Origin of the sequence: Cupriavidus pauculus (assembly GCF_003854935.1) — a bacterium.
Lineage (GTDB): Bacteria > Pseudomonadota > Gammaproteobacteria > Burkholderiales > Burkholderiaceae > Cupriavidus > Cupriavidus pauculus_C.
The window spans coordinates 1,109,173-1,122,578 of sequence record NZ_CP033970.1 but is presented as its reverse complement, the minus strand read 5'-3'; the positions used below and the strand labels follow the sequence as shown (position 1 = coordinate 1,122,578).

Annotated in this window: 13 protein-coding genes; 4 read left to right on the top strand and 9 right to left on the bottom strand. The window is 66.7% G+C overall.

Annotated features, from left to right (window positions below; translation table 11 throughout):
* Positions 1-261: 261 nt before the first annotated feature.
* Positions 262-474, top strand: coding sequence for a hypothetical protein (locus EHF44_RS23110; RefSeq protein ID WP_124686016.1), 213 nt, complete (start codon positions 262-264; stop codon positions 472-474).
* Positions 475-533: 59 nt separating this feature from the next.
* On the opposite strand, the gene EHF44_RS23105 is transcribed toward EHF44_RS23110, so the two are convergent.
* From EHF44_RS23105 to catA, 6 genes are all read right to left on the bottom strand, one after another.
* Positions 534-1,910: an MFS transporter gene (locus EHF44_RS23105; RefSeq protein ID WP_124686015.1), complete on the bottom strand. Its 1,377-nt coding sequence runs from the start codon at positions 1,908-1,910 to the stop codon at positions 534-536.
* A 49-nt stretch (positions 1,911-1,959) separates the two neighbouring features.
* Positions 1,960-2,730, bottom strand: a complete 771-nt coding sequence (benD, locus tag EHF44_RS23100; RefSeq protein WP_124686014.1) for a benzoate diol dehydrogenase BenD — start codon at positions 2,728-2,730, stop codon at positions 1,960-1,962.
* Positions 2,727-3,749 carry a benzoate 1,2-dioxygenase electron transfer component BenC gene (gene benC, locus EHF44_RS23095; protein ID WP_124686013.1) on the bottom strand — a complete coding sequence of 341 codons (1,023 nt, stop codon included), beginning with the start codon at positions 3,747-3,749 and terminating at the stop codon, positions 2,727-2,729. Before benC ends, benD begins: the two co-directional genes overlap by 4 nt.
* A 38-nt stretch (positions 3,750-3,787) precedes the next feature.
* Positions 3,788-4,276: a benzoate 1,2-dioxygenase small subunit gene (benB, locus tag EHF44_RS23090; RefSeq protein WP_124686012.1), complete on the bottom strand. Its 489-nt coding sequence runs from the start codon at positions 4,274-4,276 to the stop codon at positions 3,788-3,790.
* Positions 4,273-5,631 (bottom strand): Rieske 2Fe-2S domain-containing protein, encoded by a 1,359-nt coding sequence (locus tag EHF44_RS23085; protein WP_124686011.1) that lies wholly within the window; start codon positions 5,629-5,631, stop codon positions 4,273-4,275. Before EHF44_RS23085 ends, benB begins: the two co-directional genes overlap by 4 nt.
* Positions 5,632-5,742: 111 nt before the next feature.
* Positions 5,743-6,693, bottom strand: a complete 951-nt coding sequence (gene catA / locus EHF44_RS23080; RefSeq protein ID WP_124686010.1) for a catechol 1,2-dioxygenase — start codon at positions 6,691-6,693, stop codon at positions 5,743-5,745.
* A gap of 174 nt (positions 6,694-6,867) precedes the next feature.
* On the opposite strand from catA, the gene EHF44_RS23075 reads away from it, so the two are divergent.
* Positions 6,868-7,791 carry a LysR family transcriptional regulator gene (locus EHF44_RS23075; RefSeq protein WP_124686009.1) on the top strand — a complete coding sequence of 308 codons (924 nt, stop codon included), beginning with the start codon at positions 6,868-6,870 and terminating at the stop codon, positions 7,789-7,791.
* Positions 7,792-7,846: 55 nt separating this feature from the next.
* Here the strand turns inward: EHF44_RS23075 and EHF44_RS23070 are convergent, their stop codons facing one another.
* Both EHF44_RS23070 and EHF44_RS23065 read right to left on the bottom strand, forming a co-directional pair.
* Entirely contained in the window at positions 7,847-8,152 is a 306-nt protein-coding gene (locus tag EHF44_RS23070) for a hypothetical protein (protein WP_124686008.1), read from the bottom strand.
* Between the two features lie 45 nt (positions 8,153-8,197).
* A complete protein-coding gene (locus EHF44_RS23065; RefSeq protein WP_124686007.1) occupies positions 8,198-9,946 on the bottom strand; it encodes a M30 family zinc metallopeptidase in 1,749 nt (582 codons plus the stop codon).
* A gap of 306 nt (positions 9,947-10,252) precedes the next feature.
* Here EHF44_RS23065 and EHF44_RS23060 point away from each other — a divergent pair, with 306 nt between their 5' ends.
* Both EHF44_RS23060 and EHF44_RS23055 read left to right on the top strand, forming a co-directional pair.
* On the top strand, positions 10,253-11,185 hold the full coding sequence (locus EHF44_RS23060; RefSeq protein ID WP_124686006.1) for an MBL fold metallo-hydrolase: 933 nt from the start codon (positions 10,253-10,255) through the stop codon (positions 11,183-11,185).
* A 198-nt stretch (positions 11,186-11,383) separates the two neighbouring features.
* Positions 11,384-12,292 (top strand): ketopantoate reductase family protein, encoded by a 909-nt coding sequence (locus EHF44_RS23055; protein WP_124686005.1) that lies wholly within the window; start codon positions 11,384-11,386, stop codon positions 12,290-12,292.
* A gap of 10 nt (positions 12,293-12,302) precedes the next feature.
* Here EHF44_RS23055 and EHF44_RS23050 read toward each other — a convergent pair whose 3' ends face one another.
* Positions 12,303-13,403: a formylglycine-generating enzyme family protein gene (locus EHF44_RS23050; protein WP_124686004.1), complete on the bottom strand. Its 1,101-nt coding sequence runs from the start codon at positions 13,401-13,403 to the stop codon at positions 12,303-12,305.
* Positions 13,404-13,406: the final 3 nt, after the last annotated feature.

Here is a 13,406-nt window from a genome sequence, read left to right as displayed (position 1 = left end):
CAGCCATTCCCCGCCGATTGGCGAAAAAAAACCGCTCCTGAAGGAGCGGCGGGAAGTCGAACTAGTTCTCTTGCGCGGCGCGAATCGTTGCAAGAGACGCATGAAATATATGTCCAGACATGACATTGCGGATGTTCCCAAATGCTTGCTATATGGACATCCTGCCGGGTGTCCCGCGCGGCGCACGGGCGGCCACGGCGCGCGGGCCAGTGGATATATTGAAACGACCCGTTGACTGATCCATTACTGGCAAGCAAACCGATGCAAAAAGGAAAGACGCTCCGGGACGTGGTGATCCTGGACCGCTATATCGCCGAGCGCGAGGCCGAACTCCAGCGCCTGGAACAGGCTGCCCGGGCCCAGCCGGGCGGCGACGACAACCGTGCCAACCCGATGCTGGCCAGCCTTCGGCAGGCCATCTACGTGCTGCGGGCCCGGCGCGAAGTGCTGGGCGGCACGCTGAAGGGCTCCTGAGCGAAGCACCTGGCGCCCGTATTGGCGTTAACCCTCGATACGTTGCTGACGCCGCGGGATCAGGATCCGCCGGGACTGACCTGCATGGCCACCGGCTGCGCCGCGCCGGCCTGGGGCGACGCGCTGCCGATGACCGACGCCGAGCGCTTGTGGTCGATCAGCAGCACGGCGACCACGGCGATGACGGCCGGCACGGCCATCGCCGCGAAGTTCTGCTGGTGTGACAGCGACATGCCCACCAGGACGCCGATCACGATCGGCGCCAGGATCGCGCCGCTTCTGCCGACGCCCGACGCCCAGCCGATGCCCGTGCCACGCACGGCCGCCGGATAGAACTGCCCCGCGTAGGCATAGGTCACGATCTGCGTGCCGATGGTCGAGGCGCCGGCCAGCGCTACCACCACGAACAGGGCGCCGGTCGGCATCCGATAGCCGAGCAGCGTGATCGAAACCGCCGCCAGCACGTACATGCCCACCAGCACGTGCTTGATGTTGAAGCGGTCGGCCAGCCAGCCGCCGCCAATCGCGCCGGCCATCGCGCCAAAGTTCAGCACCAGCACGAACGTCAGCGCCGATCCCAGGCTGTAGCCCGCGCCGGCCATCAGCTTGGTCAGCCACGAACTCAAGGCATAGACCATGAACAGGCACATGAAGAACGCAACCCAGAGCATCACGGTGCTGAAGCCGCGGCCGTCGCGGAACAGCATGCGGATGGGCGCGCTGGAGGCGTCCGCCTGCGGCAGGTCGAAGCGGTCGGTGGCCTGCGGGCGGTACGTGGGCGCCATGCGGGCCAGCACGGCGCGCAGCGTATCGAGCCGGTTGCGGCGGATCAGGAACGGCAGCGACTCCGGCATCCGCCTGAGCACGGCCGGAATGATCAGCACCGGCGCGCCCGCCGCCAGGAAGACCGACTGCCAGCCGTAGGTTTCGATCAGCGACTTGCCCATCAGCGCGGCCAGCATGCCGCCCACCGAGTAGCCGCTGAACATCAGCGTGACCATCGTGCCGCGCAGGCGGCGCGGCGAGAACTCGGTCATCTGCGCCACCACGTTCGGCATCACGCCGCCAATGCCCAGGCCGGCCAGAAAGCGCGTCACGCTGAAGGCGACCGGGTCGCGGGTCATGCCCGCTGCGGCCGTGAAGATGCTGAACAGCGCAATGCAGATGGCAATGGCGCGTGGCCGGCCAATGCGGTCGGCCACGGTGCCCATGATGACCGCGCCGAACATCATGCCGAACAGCGCGGCGCTGACCATGAAGCCGGCGCGCGTGGCGTCGACGCCCATGTCCTTCATGATCGATGGCAGCGCGATGCCGACCACGGCCAGATCGTAGCCGTCGAAGATGATGATCAGCGCGCACCAGAACAGCACGCCGGCATGAAAGCGGTTGAAGCGCGCGTTGTCCGCGAGCTGGTGAACGTCGACATGACGCATGGCTTGTCTCCTCGTTGATGGAATGGTGCGCGGTATGCCCCGCGTTGTCCTACCCGTTGTCGCCGCCGGCCACGGGCAGCACGGCGCCCGTGATGTAGCTGGCTTCGTCGGACGCCAGGAACAGGATCGGTGCGACCTGTTCGTCCAGCGTGCCGTAGCGCCCGAGGAACGTGGAGCCGGTGACCTGCGTCACCGCCTCGGCCATCCAGGCGCGTTCCTGCGCGCTGTCGCCGGCCGCATTGCGCGGCACGCGGCGCGGCGGTGCCTGCGTACCGCCCGGCGCGGCGGCCACCACGCGGATGTTGTGCGGCCCGTACTCCATGGCCAGCGCCTGGGTCATCGCATTGACGCCGCCCTTGGCGGCCGAGTACGGCACGCGCCGGATGCCGCGCGTGGCATTCGACGAGATGTTGACGATGGTGCCGCCCCCCTGCGCCAGCATGCGCGGCAGCACGGCGTGGCAGGCGTACAGCGTCGGCATCAGCGAACGGCGGATCTCCGCGTCGATCTGCGCCGGTTCGAATTCGGCGAACGGCCGCATGCGGATGGCACCGCCGACGCCGTTGACGAGAATGTCGATGCGGCCGAACGTCTCGGCCGCGCAGGCCATTGCGGCGGCGGCGCCCGCGTAGGTCTCCATGTCGGCGACGAAGCCGGCGGCCCCGTGTGCCTCGGCCGCGACCTCGCCGACAAACTGGGCGCGATCCACCAGCAGGACTTGCGCGCCTTCGGCCGCAGCGCGCAGCGCCACGCCGCGCCCGATGCCCTGCGCGGCCCCGGTGACGACCATCACCTTGCCCGCGAAGCGTCCGGCACTCATGCCGCCACCGCCACGGCGTTGGGCGTGAACTTCTCGTAGTGGAAGCTGTTGGGCTTCACGCCGTTGTCATCGAAATGCTTGCGCACGGCGTCCACCATCGGCGGCGGCCCGCACAGGTACACGTCCACGTTGCCGTCGTGCAGGCAGGCGGGCGGCAAGTGCTGCGTGACCCAGCCCTTGCACGGGTGGCACGACGCGTCGTCGGCCACCACGGTGGTGTACGTGAAGTTCGGCAGCCGCGCGGCGTAGGCTTCGATCGCGCCGACCTGCACCAGATCGAGATCGCGCGTCACGCCGTAGATCAGGTGTACCTTCTGGTCGGACGCCGCGCGCACCAGCACTTCGAGCATCGACAGGAACGGCGCCAGCCCGGTGCCGCCGGCCAGGAACAGCAGCGGGCGCTCTACGGCGCGCAGGTAGAAGCTGCCGAGCGGGCCGGTCAGGTTGACCTTGTGCCCAGGCCGCGCGGTCTCCAGCCAGGTGCTCATGACGCCGCCGGGAATCTTCTTGATCAGGAAGCTGATGCGCGACGCACCGGGCGCGGACGAGAACGAGTACGAGCGATGCTGGCCGCTGCCCGGCACGTCGATGTTGACGTATTGGCCCGCCAGGAAGACCGGCGGGATGCTGTCGACGTCGAGTTCGAGCACCACGGCGGCGTCGTTGTGCGGCACCACGCTGGCCACCGTCGCGGCAAACTGGCTCTGCTCGGTCTTGCACACCGCCGACGACGCCGGCACCGCGATCACGCAGTCGCTCTCGGGCACCATCTGGCAGGTCAGCACGAGGCCGCTGGCCTTCTCGTCGTCACTGAGCGCGTCCTCGATGTAGTCGTCGCCAAGGTCGTAACGGCCGCTTTCGGCGCGGCACTTGCACGTGCCGCAGACGCCGTCGGAGCAATCCATCGGCAGGTTGATCCGGGCGCGGAACGCGGCGTCCAGTACCTTTTCACCGGCCCGGCACTCGACAAAGCGAGTCACGCCGTCTTCGAAGTTCAATGCAATGTTGTAGCTGGACATGTTGCCTCCTGCGTCCGTTTGCAATCCGCTGCGTGGCCTCAGACGTGGTAGACGTCGAGCACCTGGCGGATGTAGTCGTTCTTGAGCAAGATCTTCTTCGCCGCGATGAGCAGGCGGCCTTCCACCTTGCGGAACGTGAGGAATACCGTGCCGAAAAACTGGTCGGTCACCTTGTAGCGATGGCTGAGCGTGTGGAAGTTGTAGCGGACGTCCACCTCGTCGTCGCGTTCGGCCAGTACCTCGACGTTGGCGATGTAGTGGCTCGTGCGCGGCTCGGGCATCGACGCACTGCTGCGGTCGGTCCGGATGCGGAACACGCGGTCTTCCAGCCCGCCGCGATCAGCGTAGTACATCAGGGAGATCTCGCGCTGCGGGTCTTCGGTGGGCTGGTCGTCGTCGTCCCAGGCCGGCATCCAGTAGGTGACGTCATCGGCGTAGCAGGCCAGCCATTCGTCCCACTGGCGGTCATCCAGGAAACGCGCCTCGCGGTAGAGCGCCTGGCAGATGGATGGATGGTCGAAGCTCATGCCAATGCCTCCGCCTGTTCCTTGCGCAGCGCGTCGCGCATGACTTGCCGCCAGTATTCGTGCTGGACCACGAACAAGCCTTCGTCCTCGCTGCGCTCGCCCGAGATCACCGGCTTCAGGCCCATGCCCTGCGCGTTGGCATCGGGGCCGTGGATCCACAGCGGCGCGCCGCGCGACATGTCGTTCCACATTGACGTCGAGCCTGCGTAGCCGGCCTGGCAGGCGCGGAATTCTTCGAGGTCGTCGCTGGTGCCCATGCCGGACACGTTAAAGAAGTCCTCGTACTGGCGGATGCGAATGGCGCGGCTCTCGGCGCTTTCGCCCTTCGGCGCGAAGCAGAAGATGCTGACTTCGGTCTTGTCGACGCTGATCGGACGCACCACGCGGATCTGGGTGCTGAACTGGTCCATCAGGAACACGTTGGGGTACAGGCAAAGATTGCGCGTCTGGTTGACAATGTAGTTCGCCTGCTCGGGGCCGACGCGTGCCGCAATCTCGTCGCGATGCTGGTACACCGGGCGCACCTCGGGGTTCATCGTCCGCGTCCAGAGCAGGATGTGGCCGTGCTCGAAGCCGTAGACGCCGGCCGTCGACCTGCTCCATCCGTTGGCGTCGACGGCCTTGGTGCCTTCCACCTTGCGGCGGCCCATCGTCGCGGCATAGTTCCAGTGCACGGTGCTGACGTGGTAGCCGTCGCAGCCGTTTTCCATCTGCATCTTCCAGTTGCCGTCGTAGATGTAGGACGAATTGCCGCGCAGCACTTCCAGCCCCTCGGGCGCCTGCGCCACGATCTGGTCGATGATGACGCGCGTCTCGCCCAGGTAGTCTTCCAGCGGCATCACGTCGTCGCTGAGGCTGCCAAACAGGAAGCCACGGTAGTTCTCGAAGCGCGCCACCTTGCGCAGGTCATGCGAGCCGTGCTGGTTGAACTGCACCGGATACTCGGTGGTCTTCTCGTCCTTCACCTTCAGCAGCTTGCCGGCGTTGGAAAACGTCCAGCCGTGGAACGGGCACGTGAAGCTGCCCTTGTTGCCATGCTTGCGGCGGCACAGCATCGCGCCCTTGTGCGCGCAGGCGTTGATCACGGCGTGCAGGGCGCCGGTCTTGTCGCGCGTGATGACGATCGGCTGGCGGCCGATCCACGTGGTGTAGTAGTCGTTGTTGTTCGGCACCTGGCTTTCGTGCGCCAGGTAGACCCAGTTGCGCTCGAAGATGTGCTTCATTTCGAGCTCGTACAGGTCGGCGTTGGTGAAGATGTCGCGGCGGCAGCGGAAGACGCCGTTCTCCGGGTCGTCCTGGACCGCGTTGCGCAGCAGGTCGTCGAGCTGTTGTGCCTTGTCGAGGTTTGCGGGCATGAGTCGTCTCCCCGATGCCGGCGGGCGTGGCGCCCATGGCATCGGTCCATGTGGTTTGCGAGGAAGGAGGGCGGCCTGGCAGTCAGGCCGCGGGTACGGCGCCGGGTGGGCTCAGGCGGCCACGGCGGCGGTGGTCGCGGCAGCGCGCGGACGGTTCACGCGCTGGTTGTCCTGGCCTTGCACCAGCGGCGTCAGCGCGATATCGAACCGGATTTCCTTGTACGCGTCGGCCTTCAGGCCCAGCGCGGTGCCACCGGTCTTTTCCACCACGTGCGGCACCAGTTCCTCGCGCGTGGCGTAGGCAAAGTCGTCCCAGATCAGCGGGTCGCCTTCGATGTTGATTTGCGTGGTCAGCTTGCGCGTCTTGTCGCTGGTAACGAAGAAGTGCACGTGCGCGGGACGGTTGCCGTGGCGGCCCAGTGCGTCGAGCAGTTGCTGCGTGGCGCCCTGCGGCGGGCAGCCATAGCCCACCGGCATCAGCGTGCGGAACTCGTACTGGCCGTCGGCACCGGTCTTCACGGCGCCGCGCAGGTTGAAGTCGTCCTGCGCGCCAGTCGGGTCGAAGTGCGAGTAGAAGCCCTTGGAGTTGGCGTGCCAGCACTCCACCACCGCGCCGGCCACCGGCTTGCCGTCCAGCCCCGTGACCGTGCCGCGGATGACCAGCGGGCCGGCATCGGCGTCGGGGTTGATATCGATCCGTGAGACGCCGTCGCGCACCGGCGCGCCGGCGACGTAGAGCGGGCCTTCGATCGTGCGCGGCGTGCCGCCGTGGATGTTGGCCTCGCGGTCGGCGGCGTCCATGCGGATGTCGAGATACTTCTCCAGCCCCACCCCGGCGGCCAGCAGCGCCGCTTCGCCGTCCTGGCCGAGCTTGTTGAAGTAATGCACGCCGGCCCAGATTTCGTCGGGCGTCATGTCGAGGTCGTCGATGGCCTTGAAGAGGTCGCTCAGCAGACGGTGAGCAATCTGCTTGGTGCGCGCGCTGCCGGCGTCATTGCCCAGGTTGGCGGCGGCCTTCAGCAGGTCCTGAACTTCTTTCGTGTCGAACACCTTGGCACTCATGTCTGCTCCTAACGCTCTGTCATTTTCGTGGGGTTAACCCTCATCCCAGGTCGGTCTGAATCAACTTGGAAGGTATAATCGCGCCCCGAAAACCGGGGTTGAAAGCAGAATAGAGGCGGCAAACCAGCCAGTCCAACACCGTTTTAGTATCGGGCTATATCCTGGAGGTATTGTATGGAGTTGCGTCACCTGCGCTATTTCGTGGCCGTCGCGGAAGAACGCAACTTCACGCGCGCGGCCCAGCGGCTGCATATTGCGCAGCCGCCACTGAGCCGCCAGATCCAGCAACTGGAGGAAGAACTGGGCGTGCAACTGTTCGAGCGCAACGCCCGGCCGCTCAAGCTGACCGAGACCGGCAAATTCTTTTACTCCCACGCGGTGCACCTGCTGGCGCAGACCAGCGAACTGGAATCGATGACGCGGCGCGTGGGCAATATCGAGCGCAGCCTGTCGGTCGGCTTTGTCGGCTCCACGCTCTACGGCATGCTGCCCAAGATCATCCGGCGGTTCCGCGACGAGAACAAGTCGGTCGAACTGAGCCTGCACGAGATGTCGACGATGGACCAGATCCGCGCGCTCAAGGACGGCCGCATCGACGTGGGCTTCGGGCGCATCCGCCACGAGGACGCCAACATCCGCCGCGTGATCCTGCGCGAGGAAAAGATGATCGTCGCGCTGCCCATCGGCCATCCGCTGTCCACGGCAAAGCCGGTACTGTCGCTGCGCGACCTGATCCACGAGACGCTGATCGTCTTCCCCAAGGCGCCCCGCCCCAGCTACGCCGACCAGGTCCTGTCGGCGTTCCAGGAACGCGCGCTGACCCCGCGCCGCATCTACGAAGTGCGCGAACTGCAGATCGCGCTGGGACTGGTGGCGGCCGGCGAAGGCATCTCGGTGGTGCCAAGCAGCGTATACGGCCTGAAGCGCGATGACGTGAGCTACATGGAACTGGACGACCCCACGCTCACGTCGCCCATCATCATGAGCATGCGCGCGATGGACGAATCGCGCGACATCAAGGAAATGCTGGAACTGATCTACCGGCTCTACGAGGAAGAGAAAATCCCGTATGTGCCGCGTACGGATCGCGGGGGGTAGGGGTGGGTTGGGGAGTGCGGGTCGCGAATGCGGCGCCGCGCCGGACGCTTTGGCCCTAACGAACAACCTCCGGCTTTCCCGTCACCCGCATCGACGGCAGCCACACGCCCGGCCCGGGCGCCCGGATTACGGTGCCGTGCACGGTCACTTGCCGGCCGGTCAGCGCGCGGGCGTCAGCCAGCGGCACGCCGACGAGTTCCCAACTGTCGTGTGCGGGCGTCTCCAGCATGACCGTCGGGAACGGCTCGTTGCCCTTGATACGGATTTCGCCGACGAGGGCTGTCTGGCCCTGCGGCGTCGTTGCCGCGGCACACGCCGCGAGCGTCAGGGCGATGAGGCCCGATAGTGCGAATCTCTGCATGGTGTCTGACGAAAAGACGGGGCGGATTGCGCCGCCCCGTTTGCCTTACTGGATCACGACCGACAGCGTCGATTGTGCCGGCACCTTGACCGTCTCGCTATAGGTACCCGACACGGCCTTGCGCACCACCGGCAGGCTGGCGTACGGCTGCAGCGTGGCCGGCACCGACTGCGTCAGCGTGCGCAGCGGCAGGTACAGTTGCGGGTCGATGACCGGCAGCGTGAAGCCACCTTCGGCACGCGCCGGGAAGCCAAAGCCGGTGGGGCTCGGGGACTTCATCAGCGCCCCCGACGTCGCGGCGAAGCGGCGCAGTTGCTCGCCCAGGCTCGACGTCGGCACGGTCGCCCGGATCGACGCATCGAGCACCGCCACCGAATCGGTGCTGCTCACGTTGGACAGCAGGTGCTTGTAGAAGCCCAGGCCGAGCTGGCGATCCAGGAAGCCGCCGAGCGAGCCCGACACCGAATAGCTGTCGCACGACGGACCAAAGGCATCCCAGGTCAGCAGGCTGCAGTTGTACGAACCCGCCTTGTAGCCTACGTAGTTCGGGAAGCGCACGTCGCGGATGGCGTTGTACGTCGGATCGATCGACTGGCTCGCGAAATCCTCCATCATCATCGCGCTGGCTTCTTCCAGCCAGGTATCGAAGGCATACAACGGGCCCTTCACCACCGCGCGGCGATAGAAGTTCTGCATGTGCATGCCTTCATGCGCCATCGTCAGCAGCATGGACTGCATGCCGTCTGCGCCGCCGCGATACAGCGTCTCCGAATCCAGGTACAGCGACACCGACTCGTTGCTGTACGGGTTCGTGCTCGGGTCCATCTTGATCGCGTTGCGCGCAAAGAAGTAGCCGACCATTCCGAACGGCGTGGCGTTGTTGTCAAAGTTCAGGATCACGATGTCGATGGGCTGCGGCACCGAGCCGTCGACCAGGTCGCCGTAGGCGTGCGGGCCCCAGACCGGGCCGCCGGTCTGCTTGAGCATGTCGTAGATCTTGCCGCCCGGGACGAAGCCGGCGTAGAGCTGGTTGACGATGGTCGGGCTGACCTTGGCGACGTCGTTCTCGCTGTCCTCCACCCAGAAGTTCACCACCGTGCCGTCGGACGTCGTATCGGTGCGGACCAGCGTCGTGCTGCGCGAGGAATTGTCCTCGTGGTAGAAGTTCCGGGGCGAACCCACGACATAGCCCGCTGCGCGCAGCGGCGACGAGGCGCCGAACGACGAACGGTTCGGTGCGGTACCGCGCGGGCCGGCAAGCGCCACCCAGCCATCGCGGTTGAAGTCGGCAATCCGTCGCTTGGTGGCGTTGACGCCGTTATCCCACTGGATGGCGCTGGCGGCAATCGTCGGCATGTACGACGAAGTCAGCGCGATGGTGGGCATGGTCTGGGGCACGCCGGTCTGGTTGGTAAACACCAGCGTCACGTCCTGGCCCGTCAGGCCAGCGATGCTGATCGGCATGTCCACTGCGGCAGCCGTGGCGTTCGGGTTCTGCCAGACGCCCACGCCGCTGCCGGCATAGGTATTGGCGTCGACGGCGGCGCAGCCGGAGCAGGCCGGCGTGACGACGCTGACCGGCTTGGCGACCGGTTCGGTCGGCGTTGCGGTGACCGGTTCGGCCGGCGTTGCGGTGACCGGGGTGCCCGGTGCAGTGGTGGCCGTGGTAGCCGACGTCTGTGTCGCGGCTTCCCCGCCGTCCCCACCGCCTCCGCAGGCGGCCAGAACTGCCGAAGTCAGCAATGCCAGAGCAAGTGACCCCGGGAAGGACAGCGGGCGCTGAGTGCGCTGCATGGATATTTCTCCTTGTTTGATGGGCCGCGTCTATCAATGCGCGGCTCTCCTATATCGGCAAAAAATCCAAAAATGTCACCCTCCGTTCGGGGGTTGTTTCCCGCCCGATCCCCCGCTAGCCATTGTTGCGCGCCGTACAACATAGTGAAGGCCGCCACGGCCCTACTGCCTGCCGCGCCCCCTGCCTAGAATCCGTTGCACCGATGGTTGCGCAAGCCGCGCGACGGTCGAGGAGGATGTCCGTGCGACCAAGCGGACCCGCGCCAGCCGCCCAGCGGCCTACCCACCCAAAGACAGGAACTGATCATGAGCGAAACAACCCGCAATCTGCAGCCGGTGACCGCCAACCTTGGCAAGGAGGGTTCCGGCGAACTCGTGCCTTCCCGCTACGCGGTACGGATCGGAGACGTCGACGTGGTGCTGATCAGCGACGGCATCCTGCCGCTGCCGACCTCGACCATGTCCACCAATGTGAGCCCTGAAGACCGCAACGAGTGGTTCGACGGCCGCTTCCTGCGCCGCGACATGTTCGACTGGGCGCTCAACATCGCGCTGGTCCGCAGCGGCGACCGCCTGATCCTGATCGATTCGGGCGTGGGCGACGGCTTCGAGTACTTCACGCGCGCCGGCCGCTCGGTGATGCGGCTGGAATCGGCCGGCATCGACCTGGGCGCGATCACCGATATCGTGATCACGCACATGCACATGGACCACGTCGGCGGGCTGAACGTCGAGGGGGTCAAGGCCAAGCTGCGCCCCGACGTGCGGATCCACGTGGCCGGTGCGGAGGTGGAGTTCTGGAAGAACCCGGACTTCAGCAAGACCGTGATGCCGGAGACCGTGCCGCCCGCGCTGCGCAAGGCCGCTGCCCGCTTTGTGGAGCTGTACAGCAAGAACATCGTGCAGTTCGACCGCACCGTGCAGGTGGCGCCGGGCGTGTCGGCACGCGTGACGGGCGGCCATACGCCGGGGCATTGCGTCGTGGACGTGGCCTCGGGCGGCGAGAAGCTGACGTTCGTGGGCGATGCGATCTTCGAGGTGGGCTTCGACAATCCCGCATGGCAGAACGGTTTCGAGCACGAGCCGGAGCTGGCTGTCGACGTGCGGATCGGCCTGCTCAACGAAGCCGCGGAAACGGGTTCCCTGCTGGCGGCGGCGCATATCGCGTTCCCGTCCATCGGCCATATCGCGAAGAACGGCAACGGCTTCCGCTTCGTGCCGGTGCAGTGGGATTACTGATCGGGGGGCGCGCGCCGACGGCCGCCAATCCTGACCGCTGAAGCGAATGCCGCGATTTCAACACTCGCGGCATTTCGCATTTTCAGCGCCCGCACCAACGGTTGCCAATTCGCACGCTGCCGACCCGCCCGCCGTCAACACCACCGCACGCCGCCGCGTTCTCCGATCGCAAGTTGCGATCACAGCCAAGGAGGCCGCATGAAGATCACCGTTATCGGCGCGGGTGCCGTGGGATGTTTCTATGGCGCCATGCTGGCCAGGGCGGGGCATCCCGTGACGCTGGTCGGCCGGCCGGTACATGTCGACAGCGTGACGCGCCATGGCCTGCGGTTCGAATCGCCGGCGATGGACACGTACATCGCCGTCGCCGCGGACACGCGCGTGCAGGCGGCCGAGGACGCCGATCTCGTGCTCTTTTGCGTGAAGTCCGCCGACACGGTCGACGCCGCGCGGCAGTTGCGTCCGTTCCTGAAAGCCGATGCGGCAGTGCTGTCGCTCCAGAACGGCATCGACAACGCGGCGATGCTGGAAGGCGCGCTAGGCCGGCCGGTCATCGCGGCCGCCGTCTACGTGGCGTGCGAGATGGCCGGCCCCGGCCATCTCAGGCATCACGGACGCGGCGACCTTGTGATCGGCGATTCGCCGCAAAGCGCCGAGATCGCCCGGATGCTGGGCGCGGCCGGCGTGCCGACCGTGGTGTCCGCCGACGTGCGGGTGCCGCTCTGGGACAAGCTCGTGCTCAACTGCGCGTACAACGCGCTCTCGGGCATCGCCAACCTGCCCTATGGCGAGATCCGCAACGTCGAGGCGGCCGAGGAGACGATGAAGCAACTGATCGCCGAATGCCTGGCCGTGGCGTGCGCCGAGCGCGTCGGCATCGACCTCGACGTCGAGCGCCAGTTCGAGCGCATCCGCCATACGATCCCTGCCGGCCAGTATTCGTCGATGGCGCAGGACCTGGCCCGTGCCCGTGCCACGGAGATTGACTACCTGAATGGCGCCATCGTGCGGCGCGGCTTGGCGCATGGCATCGCCACGCCGGTGAACCAGGCGCTGATGACGCTGGTGCAGCTTCTGGAGCGCCGGCCGGCGGCCCGGGGCGGTTGAGCGCGCGTCGTCACCCCTTGTCGCGCAACACCGTGCGGAAGCCGATATGCGAAGCGGGCAAGTCCGCTTCCTGCTGCTCGCGCGACGACGCGCGGTAGCGTACGCAATAGTCGGACGAGCAAAGGAACGAGCCACCCTTGATGACCATCGGCGTGTTGCCGGCCGCACCATGGGGCCGATTGGCGGGGGCAATGGTAGCGGTGTCGCCGTTGGCATGGCCCTGGTGCTCGCCACGGTAGACGTCGCGCGTCCATTCCCACGCGTTGCCGATCATGTCGAACAGCCGGTAGTCGCTGGCCGCGTAGCAGCCCACGGGCGAGCGCCCGACGTGCCCGTCCTCGTTCGTGTTCATCAGCGGGAACGCGCCCTGCCAGTAGTTGGCGGATGGCTTGCCGGCCGGATCGCGCGGCGCGGTGTCAAGCGTGGCGTCCTCGTGCCCGGCCTTGCCGGCGTACTCCCATTCGGCTTCTGTCGGCAAGTCGCGGCCGAGCCATTGCGCATAGGCCAGCGCGTCTCGTTGCGTGACCAGCGTGACCGGATGGTTGGCGCGGCCGCGCAGGTCGCTGGCCGGCCCGTCCGGATGCCGCCACGATGCGCCCTTGACCCACGACCACCACGCCAGCGGCCGGGCATCCAGTTCGGCCTGCGTCGGCGAGTGGAACACGGCGGCGCCCTGCTGCCGCTCGGCATCGGTTACATAGCCCGTGGCCCGCACGAACGCGGCGAATTGTGCGTTGGTGACCTCCGTCTGGTCGATCCAGAAACCGGCCACGCGCGTGCGGCCGCTGCCGGCCGGGCGTTCGTCGGGATAGCCATGATGGGTGCCGAGCACGAAATCGCCGCCGCTCAGGTGCACCATGCCGGCGCGGGCATCGGCGCCCCAACCATCTGGCAGGCCGCTGTATTGCACGCATTGCCGCCCGCTGCCCAGCGGCGCCGCCGGCCTGCCGGTGTTGCTGCCGTCCAGCCCGCCGGACGGTAACGCGGCATCGCGCGGGCCGTGGGCGGCGCGCGATGCATAGACGCCGGACACGGCCGCAAACGCCACGCCGAACGCCACTGCGACGACCGCCACCTTCGCGGCGCCCCGTAGCTTTGCAGAAGCTGCCATGAC

Coding starts and splice junctions, on each gene's coding strand:
- catA (WP_124686010.1), bottom strand. CDS start 6,693: ATGAGTGCCAAGGTGTTCGACACGAAAGAAGTTCAGGACCTGCTGAAG.
- EHF44_RS23055 (WP_124686005.1), top strand. CDS start 11,384: ATGAAGATCACCGTTATCGGCGCGGGTGCCGTGGGATGTTTCTATGGC.
- EHF44_RS23050 (WP_124686004.1), bottom strand. CDS start 13,403: ATGGCAGCTTCTGCAAAGCTACGGGGCGCCGCGAAGGTGGCGGTCGTC.
- benD (WP_124686014.1), bottom strand. CDS start 2,730: ATGAGTGCCGGACGCTTCGCGGGCAAGGTGATGGTCGTCACCGGGGCC.
- benB (WP_124686012.1), bottom strand. CDS start 4,276: ATGAGCTTCGACCATCCATCCATCTGCCAGGCGCTCTACCGCGAGGCG.
- EHF44_RS23085 (WP_124686011.1), bottom strand. CDS start 5,631: ATGCCCGCAAACCTCGACAAGGCACAACAGCTCGACGACCTGCTGCGC.
- EHF44_RS23060 (WP_124686006.1), top strand. CDS start 10,253: ATGAGCGAAACAACCCGCAATCTGCAGCCGGTGACCGCCAACCTTGGC.
- EHF44_RS23065 (WP_124686007.1), bottom strand. CDS start 9,946: ATGCAGCGCACTCAGCGCCCGCTGTCCTTCCCGGGGTCACTTGCTCTG.
- EHF44_RS23110 (WP_124686016.1), top strand. CDS start 262: ATGCAAAAAGGAAAGACGCTCCGGGACGTGGTGATCCTGGACCGCTAT.
- EHF44_RS23105 (WP_124686015.1), bottom strand. CDS start 1,910: ATGCGTCATGTCGACGTTCACCAGCTCGCGGACAACGCGCGCTTCAAC.
- EHF44_RS23070 (WP_124686008.1), bottom strand. CDS start 8,152: ATGCAGAGATTCGCACTATCGGGCCTCATCGCCCTGACGCTCGCGGCG.
- EHF44_RS23075 (WP_124686009.1), top strand. CDS start 6,868: ATGGAGTTGCGTCACCTGCGCTATTTCGTGGCCGTCGCGGAAGAACGC.
- benC (WP_124686013.1), bottom strand. CDS start 3,749: ATGTCCAGCTACAACATTGCATTGAACTTCGAAGACGGCGTGACTCGC.